The organism is Fontibacillus phaseoli, from assembly GCF_003337355.1.
Taxonomy (GTDB): Bacteria; Bacillota; Bacilli; order Paenibacillales; family Paenibacillaceae; genus Fontibacillus; species Fontibacillus phaseoli.
The window spans coordinates 1,374,151-1,393,959 of sequence record NZ_QPJW01000001.1; the positions used below are offsets into that span (position 1 = coordinate 1,374,151).

Consider the following 19,809-nt stretch of genomic DNA (forward strand, 5'->3'; position numbering starts at 1 on the left):
GCTCCGCTTCTGCTCGTCAATGAGGTGGGTAAAGATCATGATCGGTCGTTTCGATCGGTTCGAAAATCTTCTGGAGCATTTTACGCATTTTTCATCATAAATGTTTGAATCGCCTTGTTGACTAATTCCTTCTGTTCCAGAATGAGGCAATGACCCGCATGAGTGAATACTACAAAATAGCTTGTCTCAATATAGTTTCATTAATATCTTCATAAGATTTGCTCGAAGACGTTGGTGTGGCTTGGATAATTGATACAAAATGCTTATCTGGAAATACGTTTACCTCCTGTCCTCCAAACCCTCGACATCCATATCCATCAGGAAAAAGCCACCAAAGAAACCCGTATGCATCATTGTCTGATAATGAGCCGATTGAAGCATTGGTAACAGAAGGGGTAATAGTTTCCTTTACATATTTCATAGATACAATCTGGTTTCCATTGTACTTGCCATGATCAAGAAACAACATGCCTAGTTTGGCAAGATCTCTTGCAGATAAATCGGACTCCTCCTCCCCTTTCATTACAGTATAGGAAAAGCCACATGGACTTTGGGGCCATCTCCCGCTTGAGATATTGAGCGGCTTATACAAATATTCCTTAGTGAAGTCATAGGCGGTAGCCCCGCAAGCTCTGCCGATTACAGCCGACAGCAGCATAACATCCCATTCCTTATACTGAAAATACATACCCGGAACGTTATTCATCTCAATATCGGAAATATGCGTGATCCAATCGTTCGTTCTCATCATTTGAGCGATCATCGGACAATGATAATGGATCCCGCCATTCCAATAAATGCCTGACGACATAGTAAGCAGATGGCGGATCGTGATGAGCTTGTGGTAAGGATGATTATTCCGGGCAAATTCCTGCAAGTACTTCCCAATCGGTTCATCCAAGCTTTGGATAATCCCTCTGTCGAGGCAGATTCCCGCCGCAATGGAGAGAATGCTTTTCCAAATGGACTTAATATTGTTTCGGCTATTCTCGTTATACTTGTTGTAATATCTCTCGAAAACAATTTTTCCGTTTTTCAGAACTAAAACACTATTTATTAGACGATACCTCTTTTGTCGGATATAGTCGTCTACTTGATTTAAAATGCTACTGTCCAGGCCTTCTTTTTCCGGAGTAGAAACCTGCCAATCAAGGCTCATATTTGCACCTGCTTTAGATATTTTCCTAAAATTGATTTTTCGTTTGCCCCTACCTCTTTCGGTGTACCTTGCGCGATCACATGCCCTCCGTCACTACCGCCGCCGGGGCCCATTTCTATAATGAAATCGCAGTTTGCCAAAACAGTCGGGTCATGCTCCGTTACAATAATCGTATTGCCCGCATCGACAAGCTGTTGCATCAGTTCTATCAAGCGGTCCGTATCCGAAAAGGAAAGACCGGTTGTAGGTTCATCAAGAATATAAACATTGCCGCTGCCGTTATGTTTGCAAAGTTCTTTGGCCAGCTTGATTCGTTGAGCTTCGCCGCCTGATATCGTCGGAGTCTTTTGACCAAGCGTGATGTATCCCATTCCGACGCGCTTAAGCGTGTCAAGAATAGTGGATATCGATTTGTCATAAGCCTCAGATTCTTTACGCCCGAAAAAATCCGCTGCTTCCGCCACGCTCATGGCCATAATATCCTTAATATTTTTCCTCTCCAGCGTTACGCTTAAAGCTTCTTCGACATAGCCTGTTCCCCTGCACATTTCACATTCCACTTCAATCCAGTTACCGAACCCGACGTGAAAGTTCTTAAATCCTTCCCCCTTGCATGCCCTGCATCCGCCTTCGGAATTCACTGTGAACACCCCTGCTGCATAGCCGTTTTCAATCGCTTCAGGCATTTTGGCAAAAATGGCACGTACCCGGTCCGTAATTCCTGTGTAAGTGGCCGGACAAGAGGTTTTACTCCTGCCGATGGGCTTTTGGTCAACTACGATACACTTTTTGATATGTTCAATGCCCGTTACCGATGCGTTACCATCCGGCGATAGGATATCATCGTCGTCCTCTTCATATACTAGCTTGGTTTTTAATAATTGCTTTAGCTTCGGGACTAGCGTATCGTGAATCAAGCTTGACTTACCGCTGCCTGAAACCCCGGCAATGCCTACCATCATTCCAAGGGGGATCGATACGGAAACATCCCGCAAGTTGTGCAAATTCGCATGCTCTATAGTTAACATTCTCAGGCTATCAATCGGTTTAAAGTCTTGTTTGGCGCTTACTTTTGTTGCTCTTGCAAGGTAGGGTGCCGTTCTTGAGATATTGCACGACATGAACTCATGCAAACTACCTTGGAATATACGCTCACCTCCATATATGCCCGCGTCGGGACCAAGGTCAATGATATAATCGGCAGCACGTATGAAATTTTCGTCATGCTCCACTGCCACAACGGTGTTTCCGCGATGAACAAGGTTTTGCATAATATTGATCAATGTTTCTTTTTCGGCCTCATGAAGACCAATCGTTGGTTCGTCAAAAACAAATATCATCGAATCCATTTCGGCGATAATATAGGATGCCAAGAAAAGCCGCTGAATTTCTCCGCCTGAAAGGGTTGGGACCTGACGGGAAAGAGCGAGATGATGAAGTCCGACATCTACCATACACCGAAGCTTCAAGATGATTTCATCAATTAGGTTTTTGCCTGGTAATACGTCCTTCTGTCTATCAAAGAAAATTAATAGTTCTCCTATGTACATATTTTCAAATTCAGTAATCGTTTTACCCGATATCGTTGTATGAATCGCTTTTTCGCCCAGGCCAGTACCATTACATTTAGGGCAAGTGACGGAGGCTACTTTTATTCCCCATAAATCGATTTCTTTTTCCTCTTTATTATTGTGCCGGACATGCTTGCTTGTCACATGCTTTTGCATATCATGAAAAAATACAATCGCACCGACAAATCCGCTTTTTCGGCATCCGTACTTGAATAATGACATTAGTTCGTCCGACAATGTTCCAACAGTGTCTTTCACGTCTATATGATGCAGTTCACAAAACTTGTTGAAATTAGCTTTATAAGATCTGTGCTTCATCAAGAAACCGTTGAATATGTCTTTGATCGGGATATTCTTATTAAGAATTGTATCTTCGTTGAGTTCATGATATCTTCCGGTCCCTAAGCATTTCACGCACATCCCTTTAGGGGAATTTTTCTGAAAAAACTCCATGGAAAGCGGCAATCCATCATCGTACGTTGGTTCTCGTTGTCCGTAGGCAGCAAATAAAAAGGCCAATAGATTTCCGACCTTGGATCGCGTACCAACTGTGCTTCTCGGATTAGATTGGCGGATAATGCGCTGTTCAACCGCTACCGTAGGAGCGAGAGCGGTTATAGCCTCAAACTTGGGGATTGTATCAACCATGTAATGTTCCCCGGAAAATTGGAGATACCTGCGCTTGCCCTCTTCATATAAAGTATCGAAGGCGAGGCTTGATTTGCCGCTACCCGATACACCGGTAATGACTGTCAGTTTATTTCGCGGAATCCGTACATCGATGTTCTTCAAGTTATGTATCCGTGCCCCTTTGATTTCGATAAATTCGTTCATGTTTCCCCTCCGTACTTATGTTCTCGTGTGAATATTCCCGCTATTCTTAGTTAGCTTCGTTCGTGTATATATTAGTTTGAATTATTTTGACCGTTAAAAGAAAATTAATTAAAATCAAAACAGCATCAGCCATAGACGAAAAAAGTATGTCCTAGCTGATGCTGCCTTATTTAACAATCGGATCCGTCAGATTCAATATGATGTCAATTGAATTAAACGGCTTCGCGAAATATTTTATATGCTGAACGTTCCCCAGGTCCTTTGCTGCTAATTGGTTGGCTCGATGTATGCCCACATGTGCTTCAACTTTATGATCATAATCACCAATTAAACCCTTCCGCTTATTAGCATTAAAAATCAAATTATAATATTACATTTATTTCAAGTCAATATAGTAGGACGCCTGTTATCTTTTCCCCTTCTATAAACTCAACTTCTGCTGGAGTATGACCGCCAGTTCTTCTGCTGTGTTCCAAACCATCGGACGAATCTCTTTGACTTGTTCAGGCAGTAGATCGGCCTGTCTGCTGTTCACGGTCCATAAGACCGGTATATTCAATCCGAGCGCATATCCCCCCGCCAAATACACCTCTGGAGATTGACCCGTTAAATCCGCGATAACCAGTTTACTGTTCGCAATAAGCTCAAGGGAATACCTTTCATGTTTCTGCGTTTTCGTATGTGTAAGCATGCGCGGCAAATAACCGTACTGCTCCATTTTAGGCAACAGCATTTCCTGCCACTCTGTGCGCATACCATTTTCATCCGCAATGAGTACGGAGCATGGCTTTAATTTTTTCCCTCCCGCACTTGCGGTCGCTTGACTCCACCCTTTTTCAGTAAGCAGAAAGGACATGCCTTCCCGGATTAGGAGCCCATCACCTCTTAGCCTATCAATGATATAGACCAATTCCTGCAGATTGGGAGAATACGTCAGATTATAGTTGTTGGAAAGTGGATGTATGACAACCGGTTCACCCGGGCCATTGGCATGTCTCTGCAAATATTGTAACAAACGATTTCCTTTATCTTCCACAGACAAGGGGATTTTCGGAGAATTCTCAATAGATTCTAAATCGTCGGCTGATAAAACAACCTTTTCGTCACCATCTGACAGCTCCCGAATATAAGCCGATACCAAATGAAACAGATTCCGTTTCTTTTGGTGCGGGAACGACTGGATAGGTTCATAGCTGTCTTTCAACAGGCAATAGAATCCGCCGGGCGAACAGGAACAACCTATGAATTTATCGTAATCGCCTTCCTGATTTGTAGGGACAATCTCATCGCAGAACAAACAGCGTTTCTTAATCATGACACTCATCACCTCTTTTCAATTGCTATCCTCTACCTTATCAAGATTTTTTTAAAAAGTTGACAAGAAGATATTTCCTTAAGCACAGCAGTTAATTAGAAATTTGAGGTCGACAACGAGTAAAGCTGGTTAGTTATTCCGTGTGTTACTTGGAAAAGCTTGCTGTTTCGAAACATGGATCATCTCATCCGGGAAGTATTTCTTAAAGTACTTTTCAACTTTATTATGGATATCCCTTCGATACCATTCCGACAGCCCATGTGTTTCGAACCATTGAGGCATACCCAAACGCTCTGAGCGTTTTTCCATTGAACCGTCCCCAATGTTCAGCGTATCGATCCAGATACGATCCACGATTCCTTCCAGCATCCCGGGAAATTCAGGAGTAAACGGCAATACTGGCGAAATGGCGGCCTGTGTCGTTATTCCAGCTTCATGAAGTTCCCTTAAAGCTTTTAAACGTATTTTGATTCCGGGGGCATACGGAGAAAAATTTGTCTTCATATCCTCCCGATCGGTTTCAATCGTCATTGAAACAAGGACATTACATCTCTCTTTCAAGGACACTAACAAATCAAGATCCCTTGTAATGAGCGGGCTCCGTGTTTGGACTTGAAGCAGGTCCGGCGGATGGTCCAACATAGCTTCCAATAATCCGCGGGTAATGGTTGCCTTCCGTTCAACCGGTTGATAGGGGTCTGTTGCCGAGGACATAAAGATATGAACCGGCTTCCTTTTCCGGCGTAGCTTGACTATCTCGTTCCGGTAATTCTCAGCTGCATTTCTTTTGATATCCACCCACTGTCCCCAAGGAAGTTCTTTGAACTTTTGAATCGGCATTTCTCTTACGTAACAGTACCTGCACGAAAATGCACAGCCGCTGTACGGATTCAATGAATGGGTAAACCCTATATCAAGGTAGCCTTTGGCTTCGCTTAAAATTGTTTTCGAAAGGATATCTTTGATTTCGACGGCCATTTGCCTAGCGTCCCCCTTTTGTAATTCCTGTTGCTAACCTCATCGAAGCTAGGTATCCCCATCTCCTATTATGTCATAAAAGGGTAAAGTTTCGGCGGAAGCGCCCTGGAAGGAACCGTTCGGTCAAAAGTGATGTGAGTATTTTGAATTGCCATTTAAATAGGTTCAGTACTTTAACCTGATGTCGCTAATATTGAAAATAATTGCCGGGCAGTTGGATGCCGCACCAGCCGCTTACATCGCATTGGCCATGTTCATTATCACCCACGGCAACCACCGTGCCGTCCGATTTAAGGCCGACGGTATGGGCACATCCCGCCGCAATCGCCACAATATCGCGCCAATCACTTACATTACATTGGCCATGCTCATTCCAACCCACAGCTACCACGGTCCCGTTCGATTTAAGGCCAATGGTATGATTACTACCCGCCGCGATCGCCACAATGCCGCGCCAGCCGCTTACATCGCATTGGTCCTGTTTATTCAAACCCACAGCCGTCACCATACCGTCGGATTTAAGACCGATGGTATGAAGATAGCCCGCTGCTGCCGCCACTATGCCGCACCAACCGCTTACATCGCATTGGCCATACCGATTATTACCCAAAGCCGTCACCGTGCCGTCCAATTTAAGACCGATGGTATGCCAGTCACCCGCCGTGACAGCCACAATATCCTGCCAGCCGCTTACATTGCATTCCCCTTCATGATTTCGGCCCACCGCTACCGCCGTGCCATCCGATTTAAGCCCAATGGTACGACGCCAACCCGCCGCAACCGCTATAATATCGCGCCAGTCGTTTACATCGCATTGGTCATGCTTATTCCAACCCAAAGCCGCCACAGTACTGTCTGATCTAAGTCCGATTGTATGGGCATTACCTGTGTTCGTCGCCATATGAACATTACCCGCTGCGACAGCCACCATATGGCTCCAGCCGCTTACATCGCATTGGCCATGTTTATTATCACCCACAGCCGTCACCGTGCCGTCCGATTTAAGCCCAACGGTATGACGACGGCCCGCCGCAATGGTATCTTTAGGCCACCGCTTTAACTTTAACGCGACTTCTATCGTTGAAATGTAATCCATGTTTTACCTCCTTAAAAACAAGTAATTTATTATATAAATTCATGATTGCTGCAGCAACAATCATCGGCGGCTCTAATCCCATAAGCCGCTGCACCCAACTCGTGAGCAGCTACATCCGCCACAGCCACGGCTTGTCCGGCAGCGTGAGCCGCTCCTCTTGCAGCGCCGGTTATGCTTCCTCGAAATAATATAGCACATGTAGTACGCCCAATCATTGGGAGTTCTTAGTCTTTGACTTTGCTTCCGCATGGGGGCTTTTATTGAATTTATTCTTGTCGATAACCCTAAGCTTGGACCCCTTTAATTTCCACTTAACGCCTTCACTGCAAGCCATACTTCCGATGGACGCGATAATGATGCTTGAACCGATGATTTTTATAACAAAAAACATTCCTGTTCCGAGCAAAAGATCTATGAGGACAAGGTTCTTGATGGTCTTCCCTTTTATGGTGCAAATCAGCACTTTATTTCCACGCAATAATCTCATGATTCTCCACCCCTCAACAAGCAATATGATTGGCGAAAGTTGTCTTATTCATCAAATACGCGGGGGAGCAACAAAAAAGCCGCATGATCTGCGGCTATCATTACTTTCGTGTTCCTGTTATTTTCGCTTCGCAACCATCAAATCATCTTTGAGGCTACCTTTTGCTTTTGCGGTGCGTTTAGCAAGACGACTCCGCCAATAATCAAAATTAGGCCGATTGCAATCAACATGTTAAAAGGGTCACCCCAAACAAAAACTCCGATCATCGCGGTGATCGCCGTTCCTACCCCTGACCATATTCCATAAGCAATGCTCAAGGGCAAGGTTTTTAGAGAAATAGACAAGAAGTAAAACGATAAGCCGAAACCCGCAATAACCCCCATAGAAGGAAGCAGGTTCGTAAACCCGTCCGACATTTTCAACATGTTTGTTCCAAATACTTCGCTTACGATGGCGATAACTAATGCCACATATCTATTCATAGCCAATCCCCCGTCGATTAATGTGCGCTTCCGGCTAATTTCATTAGAACAACGCCAGATATGATCAGCAATATCCCGATTGCCCGTTTTAGGCCGAAGGCTTCCTTGTAAAATAAAACCCCGATCATCGTCGTTAATGCCGTGCCGACCCCGGCCCAGATGGCATAAGCCGTACCAAGCTCAATAGACTTCAAGGCTACTGAAAGTGAATAAAATGCGATTCCGTAACCAACAATTACACTAATTGTAGGCCAGATTTTTTTGAAGCCTTGGGATAGCTTTAGCATCGAACTCCCAAATCCTTCACTAAGAATAGCAATTATTAAAAATAAATATGCGACCATGGTTTATCCTCACTTTTATCATATTAAATCATTGTAAAATCTCAAATATTATTATTTTCGGCTTCGGGCGAACCTGACATTTCCGATAAATACGCAATGACTTGTTGCTTCAAATCATCATTCAATTCCCCAACCCCGAATATTTCGGAAAACCACAAGCCATCGACGGCTAACCGAACAATCGTTGCTTTTACTTGATCGATTCCATCGTTCTCTATCTTTGCTTGCCAAAACGAATAGTGGTTCTTCAGTTTGCTCAATAAGTCGGGATTGGCAAAGAGTGAAGCGATAAGGGCTGCGTTAACTCCATCTTCCTCTTGTTTCTCGTCGAAAGTCGCATGTATGTAAGCCCGGCTCCACTTGCCCACTTCATTATCATCGTTAGTTGCTCGTTCATGAATATCAGAAAAGTATCGGTTTGTTGTTTCTTCCACCATCGCATTTATTAAAGCTTGTTTATTAGGAAAGTGGTGAAGCAATCCCCCTTTACTGATTCCCGCCTCTTTTGCAACGGCCTCAAGCGTCAGTTTTTCGGCACCCTGAGTTTTTACGATGAATAAAGCAGCGGCCAGCAACTGATTACGTTTAGAATTAATATTCAAATGATTCACCCCTAATTTAGTATACCGTCTGGACGGTTTTTATTCAAGTTTTATTCAAACGATCCAAGGCGAAAATGGATTTTTTATAAGATATATCATTTGTCATAGTCTGAATCATCGATAAAAAAGATAATTTAAACCGATAATATTTTTTTATAACTAAAACATGAGAAAAGAAGGCTCGGAGATGAATCGAAATCCATACGCAGCACTCATCGGTAAACCGATCAAAGCTTCACTCAAACCTGCACAAGAGGTTGGAGTAATTCTCTTGTCCGCCCTGCTAGTGGCGGCTGGGCTTAATCTGTTCCTGATTCCACATCAGCTTTTGTCCGGCGGGGTAACGGGGGTAGCGTCCATTATCGGTTATATCACCGGGTGGAATATATCCATTGTGTATTTTTTGCTTAATGTCCCGCTCATCCTCTGGGGCTGGAAGGCGGTCGGACGGAGATATATCGTTTATAGCTGCATCTCGGTCGTCGGTACGACTTGGTTTATGGCCATTATTCCCGTCGTTCAAGTAACTAAAGACCCTATTCTCGCTGCGGTATTCGGCGGCATCATCTCGGCGGGAGGCATCGGGTTCTCGCTGCGAGTCGGCGGTTCTACTGGCGGGTTCGATATCCTCGGCTCCATCGTAACGCGCACCCGGGACATTGCCATGGGAAACATCCTGTTTATTATGAACGGCATCGTAATTTTGGCACTCGGCTTTTTCCGCAGCTGGGATCTGGCGCTTTACTCCATGCTGTCCACGTTCGTCAAAGGTAAAGTGGTCGACATGATTCATGTCGGGCATATCAAGGTTACCTGCTTCATCATTACTAAAGAAAAAGACAAGATGCTTTGTCAGTTGCGGAAGCTGCACCATGGGATCACCTGTATCCATTCGGAGGGCGGGTACAGCGAGCAAGAAAATTACACGCTCATGACCGTAACGACCCGTTATGAACTGGCGGCCGTTCGGAAAACGGTGGTTCAAACCGACCCTAGCGCATTTATGAATGTGGTGCAGTGCACCGAAATAGTCGGTCGTTTTGCACGGCCAAAGATTTAGGCCTTAGGTTTGGAAATCAAATTTCAAGTTTATTATAGAAAAACAACTTTCTATAGCCAATCAGGTTAGCCAAGGATTCCTCTACGCTTGCCTGATTGTTTTATTATTCGATAATATTCTGATTTGATTTAACAACCGAGCCTTTTACGATAAAAATTTCGGGGTATACTTCTGAATGACATCGCATGGATACCATCATGCATCCAAAAACATTCAAAGGCGGGATTATGCATGAGCGTCATATTTCCTGAAGGTTTCTTATGGGGCGGCGCCGTAGCGGCGAACCAGTGTGAAGGCGCCTATCAAGAGGATGGCAAAGGCTGGTCCACTCAGGACGTCGCTCCGCAAGGGATCAGAGGCCCCATCACCGAAGTTCCAACCGAAGAGAATCTGAAGTTGATCGGCATTGATTTTTACCATCGCTATAAAGAAGATATCAAGTTGTTTGCCGAAATGGGCTTCAAGGTATTCCGCACCTCAATTGCCTGGTCGCGGATCTTCCCGAATGGCGATGAACTTGAACCTAATGAGAAGGGCTTGCAATTCTATGATGATCTGTTTGACGAATGCCGCAAATACGGGATTGAGCCGCTCGTTACGATTTCTCATTACGAAACCCCTTTGCATTTGTCCAAGCGCTATAACGGCTGGGTCAACAGAAAATTAATCGGTTTCTATGAGCGTTATACCAGAACGATATTCACGCGCTACAAGGATAAAGTTAAGTATTGGCTGACCTTTAATGAGATCAACTCCATTCTGGAAGAGCCGTTCATGAGCGGCGGCATTTATACTCCTAAGCGCGAGCTAAGCAAACAGGATCTCTACCAAGCCATTCACCACGAGTTCGTTGCAAGTGCATTAGCCGTAAAAATCGGACACGAGATTCATCCGCAGGCTCAAATTGGTTGCATGGTTCTGAGCATGCCGACTTACCCCCTCACTCCCAACCCGGAAGACGTTATTGCAGCCATGGAGGCGGAACACAAGAACTATTTCTTTGCCGATGTCCATGCTAGAGGTTATTACCCGGGCTACATGAAACGATTCTTCCGAGAACATGATATAAAGATTCAAACGGAGCCGGAAGATGCCGAAATTCTGAAGCACACGGTAGATTTTATTTCCTTCAGTTATTATGTGAGTATCTGTGAGACGTTGAATGATGGTAGTCGTAAGCCAACCGACCTGTTCGGCGGCGTGCCCAACCCTTACCTGGAGACAAGCGATTGGGGCTGGCAGATTGATCCGCAAGGTCTGCGCTATGTGCTGAACATGTTTTACGACCGCTACCAAAAACCGCTCTTTGTCGTCGAGAACGGACTTGGCGCCAAAGATGAGTTAATTAGGAGTGACGATGGTGAGCTGACCGTCCATGACGATTACAGGATCAAATACTTGAACGATCATCTGGTTCAGGTCGGGGAAGCGATCAAAGACGGCGTTGAAGTCATGGGTTATACTTCTTGGGGTTGTATCGACCTGGTGAGCGCCTCCTCTGCCCAAATGAGCAAACGGTACGGCTTCATTTACGTGGACCGCAACGACGATCATTCCGGCACCCTAGAGCGTTACCGTAAGAAGTCTTTCTACTGGTACAAGGATGTCATTACTACCAACGGACAAAGTTTGCAGCGTTAGCTGATTGGTAAATACAGTATTAAAAGAAGCAGCGGCGGACCAAGACTGGATAAATAAAGTCTTAGACTGCCGCTGCTTTCATTCAACTAACGTTATTTTAGCATGTTGCTCAAAGGTGGTTAAAGCCAATATATTGAACTAACTTATCCGTTAGTGCATCAAAGACCACTGATCAATCCCATCGGCAGCCTCGTTTTGTTGGATTATTGAGCTTTTTTACGGAACTGTATTACTGATCTCCATTAGAAAACCGTTCTTCGATGCTGTATCAATTAACTGTAATATACCTAGAAGTGCTTTGTGGTTAAACATATACCATTGGTTTTCATTCGCTTCATAAATCAAAACCTCGGGGTCCTGGTCCTCGTCAAATGATTGAACTAAAGTATAAATATCAAAGCGTTTTATGCTGTTCCCTTCTTGGTCTAAAAAGTCATATTGTCCAACTTTATAGTAGTAGCCAGGTGGGAGGTTACTACGCCAGGAGTAATTAGTAGGTGCTTCGATCTTCTTGCCTTTGTTTTCTACAAAAATATTATATATCGCTTCATTATAGGTATTCCCATTGATTTGATTTACTACGCCGCCCAAAATCATGTGTTGTTCTTCTTGCAATGCTTTCACTTTTACACCATCGATGACCAATGGCTTGGTTTCGACAGTTACTGCAAAGTTGCTGTAACTGACATTGCAACCAAACGTCTCTGCAATAAAACGAAGTGGAACCATGATCCGATTATTCTTTAGATATGGTTTGGCATCAAACGGCACCGTTTTTCCATTTTTCACTACTGTATGGCTATTCAGTTGTAATATTACCTCCACATTGCTTTTTGTGAGCACGACTTCCGAATCCGACCACTTGACCGTAGCTCCCAAATTTTCACTAATCACACGCAGGGGTACCATGGTTCGGCTGTTCTTAATTTCGGGACTTACATCGGAGGAAATTGCCATCGGTTTGCCATCGATTTGATTTTTCATAAGTATTTTTACGGGTTCGGCGGCGTAAGCGGATGATGCGAAAATCATCATGCTCAGCACAGCAACTGCTGTGATCAGCTTCTTCAAAACGACCACTCCTTATTTTATGTATTATTATAGTAAGTCGAGAGATATTTGTAATTCTCAAATTATACCATAATACAAGCATTTTCCTAAACTAATTCCGGAAATTTCGGAGGTACAAATGCTATTTGTGTTTTTGATGGCTGGTGCTCAAATCCGACGGCAACAAGATTAACAAGGGCCTGATCAAAGAAATGCTGCCAATTTGTTTGACGCTGCTAACACCGAAAGCCCGCGCCGAACGCGGGCTCACTTCGTCTACACATATTAACCCCAGAGTGCCAGAAGTTGTTCCAATTCTTCCTTTAAGGGCGACTGTGATTTTCGGGCCGCTCCGGCAAGCTTGTCCGAACTCTTAAACAGTCGGTACAGTACAAGCTCACGTTCATGATCCTTCTTCCCTTTCAGCACATCGACAAGCGCGCCTGCAAGCTCGGGATCGTCGATGGTTTCATTTTTTACATACTTCCCTTCCTCGTTGCCACCGAGCAAAATGGAAACCAATACCGGCATTTTCTCCGCTGTCAGACCGTGGGCATCTATGAATGCCTCCGCATAATCATCTTGCACCATTTGATGCTCTGTATCCACCAGTTCCATATAGCGGCCGACTAACGGATAATAAGACTCACTGTATAAACCGAGGCCCATCACTGCGTAAGTTCCCGGCATTACTGATTTTTCTCCTGGCTCTACATCCCCGTACCACGCAAACTCTTCCATGACGGTATCCGCGTATTCCGCAAGCTTGGGAAAAAGAGCCGGATAGGTGAGCGCATTAGCAAAAAACTGGTGGAGCTTCGACTTCGCCAGTTTTTTCAAAGGGAGAAAATGCTTTTGGCTGCTCTTCAGCTTCAAGCTGTAGCTTTTAGAGAACCCTTGCCGCAAAAGATGGATGATATAATCCAAGGCTTCTCCGTAAGCCGCCTCTTCTTCCGATAGAATCCGGACTTCGATCAGCTGAGTGACGTCGTTGTTGCTGCATTCCACCCGTTCACTCCGAAAGGTATTCGCAAATTTTCCGCTGCCGATCTTCAGGTAATCCGCTGCCCGCTGTGAACCCAACTTGACTGCAAGTTCCAGATACTTTTTACGGTTATCCGGTTCGGTAAATCCGATCTGTAGGGCGATATAAAGGAAGAAATCCATTTCTCCTTCATCAACTACTTGGCGGTCCTCCTCCTTCAAAATCCACTCGAATCCATAATCGCCGGAAGGAACAAAATACTGCGGCAGAAAATGTTCTTGAGCCCAGGTATTGAAGGCTGATGTATACTGCCTGATCCACTCGTTCTTTCGTTTCCGGCTCATATTCAATTTATCCAAAAGCCTCCGGATCAAAGGCTCAATAACTTCCTCCTCCTGTTTCATCAAATCCGGATTGACCAAATGACGGGCGAAGAAGAACATGTCATTATCATTCGGCAGCACAGGAAGATCGGCGAGAATCTTGGATTGAATAAAATGCTCCAACGATTGTTGGAGTTGGTGCAGCTTAGATTCATTTAACAAGTTTCGGTGAAGGGATATTCGGGATCGCTCCCGCTCAAATTCAAACACGACTTCAAACCGGTAATCGAAAAAAAGCGGACCGAGTTCCTCCGATCTGAACAGTTGATCCATCCGTTCGCACAAAGCAGGAAATACCTCCTCCGTCAGCTGTTCGTCGGTCAATTCCGCGATATATGGCCCTGCTTCGATTTTATAAGAGTCGTCGCTCCAGGAGAAAGGTTCGTACACATCGATATGAAGCCGCCCTTGCGACCAGTTCGTTTTACCTTTTCGCCAGGCCACCCGAAGATAATTCATGATTCCGGCTTGCAGCCTGCTTTGATTCTTCAATTCGCGTATTCTTTTGCTCTCCTTAACGTAAATCGCCATAACTTCATCCCATATATCCTTCAAGAAAACTTCCGAAACCTGGTCCATTCTCAAAACCTCCCGTTCAATATAAGCTTTAAGCTGGATAAATCTGTTCCAATCTTTCCTTCAACCCTGCGGCAAGCTCCTTCCATCCCTTTCTCTCCGCCGTGGCGGCCGGCTGCGTCCCGTCTTGCTCCAACCAGTAATCTCCATCAAGCAAATCGTACATATCGAGCATAGTAATTTCCATAAGGGCCGGGTTCCGGTATGCGCATAACATCGGCTCCGGCCCATCGTCCCAGTTATAGCCGTTCACAACCGCATGCAGAAGCACAGGAGAGTCCAAGGAGACGATCTTTTTGCAGATGTTTTCCTGTAATTCATCATATAAAATATCGTCAACAATCTCGTCCTCTTCCCGCAATAAAGTAAGACGTACCGCCCCCTTGGTTTTGAGCAGCATGTCGGCGATTCCCTTGTTCCCGCGGGCCGCATTCCAAGCCGTTGCCAAAATGCCTTGCGGGGAATCCAGCCTGACCCCGGCTTCAAGCAATTTTGCGATGGCTTCCTTTTGTTTGAATTTGACCGCCTTTTTGAGCGCCGTATCCCGTAGTTTATCTTCTGCCTCCAAGTCTGCTCCTTCCCTTATTAAAAGTTCAATCGCATGAATCGGCATTCGATTCGTTATAAACAGCATCAACGGTGTCCGTCCACGATCATCCCGCTCATTCGCATCCAACTCGGCCACGGCGGTTCGAACTGCTTCAATGTCTTTTGACCTGCTGATTTCCGTCCAATTCACAACTGGCTCCCTCCTTTTGCTAATCCGCATTATAATCAAGAAACGTTAACTATATTAACTATCCTGCCTGATTAATCCTCAATCTCTCTTATTCAGCCTTGAGGAACAGTGATCAGTCAATTAAAATGAATTCAGAATAAGTAGAAAAGGAGTCTTCAACATGGCCCGACGCAGAAAGAAACGTGATTCGTCCCTTCCTCTTAAGTTCCCGACCACCTACGAAAATAAAGGGTATGCGAAGGATACGTTTGCGAAATATCTGGTGCTATATCCGGCAGCATCTATCCGCTTCCATTCGGCCTTGCTGGTGTGCTTCATGTTGAATGTCTTCGTCTTGATTCCGGTCTTGGGAAATCCGTATCAGACTCTATACGCCTACATCTTGATACCGCCCCTGGCAGCCATGAATCTTTGGGCCTTGGCGCTTATCTTGCAGCCTCGCCGTTTGCAGCTGAATTATGTATTGTTCCGCGGGAGCTTCGGTGTAACGGCTGCGCTCAGCTTCATGATTACGAATCTAAAGTTTGCCTACGGCATGCTAGGCTTGGTAAGCCCTTGGTATGGGATTCTGTCCTTTGTATTCTGTTTCATTGGCTTTTTCTGCTATGCCAAGGCGCATATTCAAAAACTGAAGTCGCCGCCGGAGTCCAGGAAAAACCAAAGCAGTCGCAGAAACGGTTATTCCACCGCTTCAATGATTTCAGCCGCTGCGGGATTGGGCTGCCTAGCAGCTAACCTTTCTTTGGGTTTTGCCACTCAGCAAATGGTTGCCGTGGTGCTCATGTGCGTTTATACCCTGCTTACTTTCGTACTCTTTCATTTTATTATGGATCTTCACCGCTATTATTGGCTCAATAAGTGTAGGCACCTGCGAGGATGAAGGCATCGTTCGCCGATAAATCATCCTCGCATCGGCCCGCTTGAGAAGCTCGCCTCAATTCCTGCAATAATACAGGATTTTTATCGATATACGGTTATTACATGTTAAATTGCTGCAAAATTACAGGTTTTAGGTTAGAAAACTCTCATTTCGTAGGAATATAAACAGAATTCCTGCATAATAGATGTAATTTTATTTTCGGTGTACAGCCATCACATTGAATAAATTGCCCACTTCACTTCGATGCATAGTTTAAAATGATCGCTTCCCCGGCAACTTCGTCATAAGCAATCCACAATTCATCACCCGGCTCGATACCGTAGATTGGCTCAATAGTCTGACGGATTCGGTACTCGTTTCCAGCACGTTCTGCGGTGATCTCCGCCAACGGCCGTTCGCCAAGTGTTCCGGCAAAATGGACGGACACGACTTTGGCTGCTCCCTGCTTCCCTTTTCGCAGAGCAACTTCCTTCCTGTAGTCGTATTTTCTCATGGTAACCGGGATGACCGTTCCTGCTTTGACGGGCAACCCTTTCGGCACAAATAGGCTGTTGATCTTGCGGATCGACTCAGCTCCCTCGGAAATGATGATTTCAAGGATCATAAGTTGCCGACTCCCGACCGTCACCGGGTATCCCTCAGCGGTAATCACTTCGCCTTCAAGCGTAATTTGCTCCGACTCCGCAAAACCGGCGCTAACCTTCCCATAGCTATGAATTCTCGCCATACCTTGGATCAATACCAGATTCGCGCGTTCGCCGACGCGGTATTCAAACCCGGGAGGCTGCACAACCGGAAGGCATAATCGCGGCCCTCGGCCTTAAAATGCAGCTGCAGCGCCCGACCGCGGTTAATTGTGCCCAAAGCCTCGATGCGGCTCAACACCGCGTCTTTGATGAGGTCCGGCTTCGGTTGTTCCCGGACATCCTCCCCGGTAACAAACACGGCTTTATGCTTCTTCCGGTTATAGCTGATGAGCACCGAATCGCCGATTTTAATGTCATTCAAAAATGAAATGACTTTCTTGATCGACACTTCTTTCATCTGGCCTTCATCCTCAAACCGGACGGTAAACCGTACCAGCGGCATATCGTTGACGTACGTGCCCGTCTCCTCCATCCGAAGGATCGTACCCGGAAGCTGCCGTCCCTGAGAGATCTTTCGGGTTTTCGATTTCTTCGCCATCAGAGGAAGCATGATGAGCGCAAGGATGGACAATATCGGGATAAGAAGCCAAATCACCCAATTGAGGATGAGCGGACCTCCCTCTTTGACGTAATTCCAGAAGCTTTGCAGCGACATGACATTCTCGCCTTTCCCGATCAGCCAACCTTCAACCTGTTCTCCAGTCAGGACCTTGACGTCTTGGGTATCCAAATTGAGCGACCCGGAAGCGGCTTGTTCCCGTTCCGTGAAGTAAAGCATATTGCTTTCCGGTTCCTTGAAAAACGAGGTTTCTTCATTTGCTAGATCCTCGTACGAAAGCTGTCCCAGAAGATTAGTAGCATCGATGAATTTCCCGGTCTTCTCATTGTACAGATAGCCCAGCACGGTACCGTTCAATTCATCTTCCGTCGTGGATCCGGCGATCAGCACCTCCTGATCATTCAGCAGGAATACGCGTGCTTGATAGACAGGTTTAGGTGTAGGGACTTCAGGTCCCCAGTTCCCCGTGAATATTGGTGCGCAGATTTACCTTTTTGATTAATGTCCCGGATACCGCATCAAACAAATAAGCCGTGGTATAACCTCCGTCGTTTTTATCGGACACCCCGACCAGCCTTTTTCCCTCGTCTATCATATAAATGCCGGTCAGGGACGGGAGATGATCATCGATATTTTTGATATAACCTCTGTAATCGTTCCAAACCAGACCGCTTAAAAAGATTGCCGGAATAAAAAATACCAGGTTGCAATAATTAAGGATCGTAGTTTTTTCATTCAGCTTTCTCCTCCTTCAAAGCACAAAACCACAAACTTTCTGGTCAAAGATATGCTTTCTCAAGCATGGGAATCTTACAAATACTCGCCAAAATAATACTCCGCTGTTTCACGAGAATATCCGTCCTCGCCCCTCCAGGTTGCCATCGACCTAAAATCGGTGCCCCGCCCGCGTTCTTTACGGTAATCGTCTTGGGACTGCAGCAAGCCGGCGTATCCCCAAATTTCCAGTATAACGTCCCGTTCATATTGGTTGGAAGGAAGAACATCCTTCCAGCGCTTCTCCAATTGCCTGGCTGCCTCTTTATCTCCGTAAGCTTCTACCGCTTCAAACATTCGCCTCAAGATAGCCATATCTTCGCCCGTGACCTTAAATTCCTCCGACTTGGCGAGATATTCCAGGTCCATCAAGCAATAAACCAGCCAGTTTAAGCGAATGCCGCCCCATTTTAAGCGTTCGAAATTTAGTACGTTCAAATCCTCGTCGACATACTGTTCATTCGCCATCAATCTATTGTCATTGCAATCGCCGCAAGCACTATATCCCGGCTGCTCCGTCGGCCGCTGCGCATAAGTATGTATGGGTAAATTGCGCGAAAGCGCAAAGCTGGACAAGGCGCTCCGCAAATAGACCTTTCGCGTGGAGAGACTGTGCAGAAAAGCATGTACCACCTTCTCTTTCGTGATATACCGCTGATGTAGCTCCATGATCCTCCGAACGCATTCATCATGACTCCAAGTGACCGGATCAAACATGACTCCTTTGCTTTTGGCATATTGAAAATCTTCATCCGTATAAAAAGCTCCTCCGGCTCTCCAACCTCGGGAAGTCCAAAAAGCGTTCATCAGTATTTTCCTGGCTTTGGGATCCATCGGTTTCCTTCCTTCCATAATCTATTTAAACCGCGATTCTTTTCATGATACACTGGAAAAGGCAGGAAGCGAAAGGTACGAAATATGCAGAAATATAGGAAAGGATTGACAATTATGCAGGCTTTAACCTCGGCAGAACTGATCGATGAGGAACATCATGCATGGGAAGAAATTGTCGGAATTTTGAGCAAAGGGACTAATCCATATGTCATTCTCCCCGCCGAGCGGGAATCTGCAGAGGACACACTATATCGGTTACAAGTAAGCACAAAGTCCTATTTGGGGGCAATTGCTTTCGAGGCTGGTGGCATACTTTGGGACGACGGCTGGATTCATTTGCTCGGATCGGGCAATCCGGGAATCTTCGGCAGTTTGAATTCCTGGAACGGATTGTCGGTCAACAAAGTAGTAGAGCCGCTCCACGGGATGTTGGTGGTCGCCTATGATGCTGCCGGCGGCTTTTTTGCGCTGGATACGGGCAAATTCGGATGCAGCGGGTTGATCCACTATTTCGCGCCGGATACACTGGAGTGGGAATCTACGGAACTCCAATATTCCGGGTTCCTCGCCTGGCTCGCGGAAGGCGATCTGGAACAGTTCTATCAAACCTTCCGCTGGCAGGGATGGCAGGAAGATACAAGCCGGCTCCGGGAAGGCCAAGTATTTGCTTATTATCCTCCGCTCTGGACTGAAGAAGGCGGCGGAGACAAGAGCCGTAAGGCGCCTGTATCGATCACCGAAGCCTGGAGCTTCGTTCTGGGAGAACACTAGAAACTCAATAAACAGAAACAGCCCGGAATTTATTTTCCGGGC

At 45.7% G+C, this 19,809-nt stretch carries 20 protein-coding genes; 4 read left to right on the top strand and 16 right to left on the bottom strand.

Translation table 11 applies throughout. The features are described from left to right. Positions 1-169 precede the first annotated feature (169 nt). From DFP94_RS06775 to DFP94_RS06820, 10 genes are all read right to left on the bottom strand, one after another. On the bottom strand, positions 170-1,159 hold the full coding sequence (locus DFP94_RS06775) for a serine hydrolase domain-containing protein (RefSeq protein WP_114495605.1): 990 nt from the start codon (positions 1,157-1,159) through the stop codon (positions 170-172). Beyond that, positions 1,156-3,564: an ATP-binding cassette domain-containing protein gene (locus DFP94_RS06780; RefSeq protein ID WP_114495606.1), complete on the bottom strand. Its 2,409-nt coding sequence runs from the start codon at positions 3,562-3,564 to the stop codon at positions 1,156-1,158. The genes DFP94_RS06775 and DFP94_RS06780 overlap by 4 nt, the downstream gene beginning before the upstream one ends. A gap of 421 nt (positions 3,565-3,985) precedes the next feature. Next, complete coding sequence (locus DFP94_RS06785; protein ID WP_114495607.1) at positions 3,986-4,879, bottom strand: hypothetical protein; 894 nt, start codon at positions 4,877-4,879, stop codon at positions 3,986-3,988. Between the two features lie 129 nt (positions 4,880-5,008). Further along, positions 5,009-5,857 (bottom strand): SPL family radical SAM protein, encoded by an 849-nt coding sequence (locus DFP94_RS06790; RefSeq protein WP_114495608.1) that lies wholly within the window; start codon positions 5,855-5,857, stop codon positions 5,009-5,011. A gap of 187 nt (positions 5,858-6,044) precedes the next feature. Then, positions 6,045-6,953, bottom strand: coding sequence for an RCC1 domain-containing protein (locus DFP94_RS06795; protein WP_114495609.1), 909 nt, complete (start codon positions 6,951-6,953; stop codon positions 6,045-6,047). A gap of 29 nt (positions 6,954-6,982) precedes the next feature. Continuing rightward, the gene (locus tag DFP94_RS26465) at positions 6,983-7,168 is read right to left on the bottom strand and encodes a putative immunity protein (protein WP_114495610.1); all 186 of its coding nucleotides are present in this window, start codon (positions 7,166-7,168) and stop codon (positions 6,983-6,985) included. Beyond that, positions 7,165-7,440, bottom strand: coding sequence for a hypothetical protein (locus DFP94_RS06805; RefSeq protein WP_114495611.1), 276 nt, complete (start codon positions 7,438-7,440; stop codon positions 7,165-7,167). The genes DFP94_RS26465 and DFP94_RS06805 overlap by 4 nt, the downstream gene beginning before the upstream one ends. 137 nt (positions 7,441-7,577) lie before the next feature. Next, positions 7,578-7,922, bottom strand: a complete 345-nt coding sequence (locus tag DFP94_RS06810; RefSeq protein ID WP_114495612.1) for a DMT family transporter — start codon at positions 7,920-7,922, stop codon at positions 7,578-7,580. Between the two features lie 17 nt (positions 7,923-7,939). Next, positions 7,940-8,266, bottom strand: a complete 327-nt coding sequence (locus DFP94_RS06815) for a DMT family transporter (RefSeq protein ID WP_114495613.1) — start codon at positions 8,264-8,266, stop codon at positions 7,940-7,942. 41 nt (positions 8,267-8,307) lie between these two features. Further along, complete coding sequence (locus DFP94_RS06820) at positions 8,308-8,868, bottom strand: TetR/AcrR family transcriptional regulator (RefSeq protein WP_114495614.1); 561 nt, start codon at positions 8,866-8,868, stop codon at positions 8,308-8,310. Between the two features lie 187 nt (positions 8,869-9,055). Here DFP94_RS06820 and DFP94_RS06825 point away from each other — a divergent pair, with 187 nt between their 5' ends. Continuing rightward, entirely contained in the window at positions 9,056-9,928 is an 873-nt protein-coding gene (locus DFP94_RS06825) for a YitT family protein (RefSeq protein ID WP_114495615.1), read from the top strand. Positions 9,929-10,159: 231 nt separating this feature from the next. Then, the gene (locus tag DFP94_RS06830) at positions 10,160-11,569 is read left to right on the top strand and encodes a glycoside hydrolase family 1 protein (RefSeq protein WP_114495616.1); all 1,410 of its coding nucleotides are present in this window, start codon (positions 10,160-10,162) and stop codon (positions 11,567-11,569) included. A 216-nt stretch (positions 11,570-11,785) separates the two neighbouring features. On the opposite strand, the gene DFP94_RS06835 is transcribed toward DFP94_RS06830, so the two are convergent. The 3 genes from DFP94_RS06835 to DFP94_RS06845 all read right to left on the bottom strand — a co-directional run bounded on the left by DFP94_RS06835 (position 11,786) and on the right by DFP94_RS06845 (position 15,302). Continuing rightward, entirely contained in the window at positions 11,786-12,640 is an 855-nt protein-coding gene (locus DFP94_RS06835) for a copper amine oxidase N-terminal domain-containing protein (protein ID WP_114495617.1), read from the bottom strand. A gap of 264 nt (positions 12,641-12,904) precedes the next feature. After that, the gene (locus DFP94_RS06840) at positions 12,905-14,566 is read right to left on the bottom strand and encodes a DUF6138 family protein (RefSeq protein ID WP_114495618.1); all 1,662 of its coding nucleotides are present in this window, start codon (positions 14,564-14,566) and stop codon (positions 12,905-12,907) included. A gap of 28 nt (positions 14,567-14,594) precedes the next feature. Continuing rightward, on the bottom strand, positions 14,595-15,302 hold the full coding sequence (locus DFP94_RS06845) for a DUF4274 domain-containing protein (RefSeq protein WP_114495619.1): 708 nt from the start codon (positions 15,300-15,302) through the stop codon (positions 14,595-14,597). A gap of 160 nt (positions 15,303-15,462) precedes the next feature. On the opposite strand from DFP94_RS06845, the gene DFP94_RS06850 reads away from it, so the two are divergent. Further along, positions 15,463-16,182, top strand: a complete 720-nt coding sequence (locus DFP94_RS06850; protein ID WP_245954532.1) for a hypothetical protein — start codon at positions 15,463-15,465, stop codon at positions 16,180-16,182. Positions 16,183-16,417: 235 nt separating this feature from the next. Here the strand turns inward: DFP94_RS06850 and DFP94_RS06855 are convergent, their stop codons facing one another. From DFP94_RS06855 to DFP94_RS06870, 3 genes are all read right to left on the bottom strand, one after another. After that, positions 16,418-16,909: a hypothetical protein gene (locus DFP94_RS06855; RefSeq protein WP_114495620.1), complete on the bottom strand. Its 492-nt coding sequence runs from the start codon at positions 16,907-16,909 to the stop codon at positions 16,418-16,420. Positions 16,910-16,917: 8 nt separating this feature from the next. Beyond that, complete coding sequence (locus DFP94_RS06860; protein ID WP_114495621.1) at positions 16,918-17,778, bottom strand: hypothetical protein; 861 nt, start codon at positions 17,776-17,778, stop codon at positions 16,918-16,920. Between the two features lie 420 nt (positions 17,779-18,198). Continuing rightward, a complete protein-coding gene (locus tag DFP94_RS06870) occupies positions 18,199-18,996 on the bottom strand; it encodes a hypothetical protein (RefSeq protein WP_114495622.1) in 798 nt (265 codons plus the stop codon). 114 nt (positions 18,997-19,110) lie between these two features. On the opposite strand from DFP94_RS06870, the gene DFP94_RS06875 reads away from it, so the two are divergent. Then, positions 19,111-19,767 carry a DUF2625 family protein gene (locus DFP94_RS06875; protein WP_114495820.1) on the top strand — a complete coding sequence of 219 codons (657 nt, stop codon included), beginning with the start codon at positions 19,111-19,113 and terminating at the stop codon, positions 19,765-19,767. Positions 19,768-19,809 lie beyond the last annotated feature (42 nt).

Bases quoted from the DNA above. Each gene is read 5' to 3' on its own strand.
- DFP94_RS06775 (WP_114495605.1), bottom strand. From the start codon at position 1,159: ATGAGCCTTGATTGGCAGGTTTCTACTCCGGAAAAAGAAGGCCTGGAC.
- DFP94_RS06780 (WP_114495606.1), bottom strand. From the start codon at position 3,564: ATGAACGAATTTATCGAAATCAAAGGGGCACGGATACATAACTTGAAG.
- DFP94_RS06785 (WP_114495607.1), bottom strand. From the start codon at position 4,879: ATGATTAAGAAACGCTGTTTGTTCTGCGATGAGATTGTCCCTACAAAT.
- DFP94_RS06790 (WP_114495608.1), bottom strand. From the start codon at position 5,857: ATGGCCGTCGAAATCAAAGATATCCTTTCGAAAACAATTTTAAGCGAA.
- DFP94_RS06795 (WP_114495609.1), bottom strand. From the start codon at position 6,953: ATGGATTACATTTCAACGATAGAAGTCGCGTTAAAGTTAAAGCGGTGG.
- DFP94_RS26465 (WP_114495610.1), bottom strand. From the start codon at position 7,168: ATGATTGGGCGTACTACATGTGCTATATTATTTCGAGGAAGCATAACC.
- DFP94_RS06805 (WP_114495611.1), bottom strand. From the start codon at position 7,440: ATGAGATTATTGCGTGGAAATAAAGTGCTGATTTGCACCATAAAAGGG.
- DFP94_RS06810 (WP_114495612.1), bottom strand. From the start codon at position 7,922: ATGAATAGATATGTGGCATTAGTTATCGCCATCGTAAGCGAAGTATTT.
- DFP94_RS06815 (WP_114495613.1), bottom strand. From the start codon at position 8,266: ATGGTCGCATATTTATTTTTAATAATTGCTATTCTTAGTGAAGGATTT.
- DFP94_RS06825 (WP_114495615.1), top strand. From the start codon at position 9,056: ATGAATCGAAATCCATACGCAGCACTCATCGGTAAACCGATCAAAGCT.
- DFP94_RS06830 (WP_114495616.1), top strand. From the start codon at position 10,160: ATGAGCGTCATATTTCCTGAAGGTTTCTTATGGGGCGGCGCCGTAGCG.
- DFP94_RS06840 (WP_114495618.1), bottom strand. From the start codon at position 14,566: ATGGACCAGGTTTCGGAAGTTTTCTTGAAGGATATATGGGATGAAGTT.
- DFP94_RS06850 (WP_245954532.1), top strand. From the start codon at position 15,463: ATGGCCCGACGCAGAAAGAAACGTGATTCGTCCCTTCCTCTTAAGTTC.
- DFP94_RS06855 (WP_114495620.1), bottom strand. From the start codon at position 16,909: ATGGCGAGAATTCATAGCTATGGGAAGGTTAGCGCCGGTTTTGCGGAG.
- DFP94_RS06870 (WP_114495622.1), bottom strand. From the start codon at position 18,996: ATGGATCCCAAAGCCAGGAAAATACTGATGAACGCTTTTTGGACTTCC.
- DFP94_RS06875 (WP_114495820.1), top strand. From the start codon at position 19,111: ATGCAGGCTTTAACCTCGGCAGAACTGATCGATGAGGAACATCATGCA.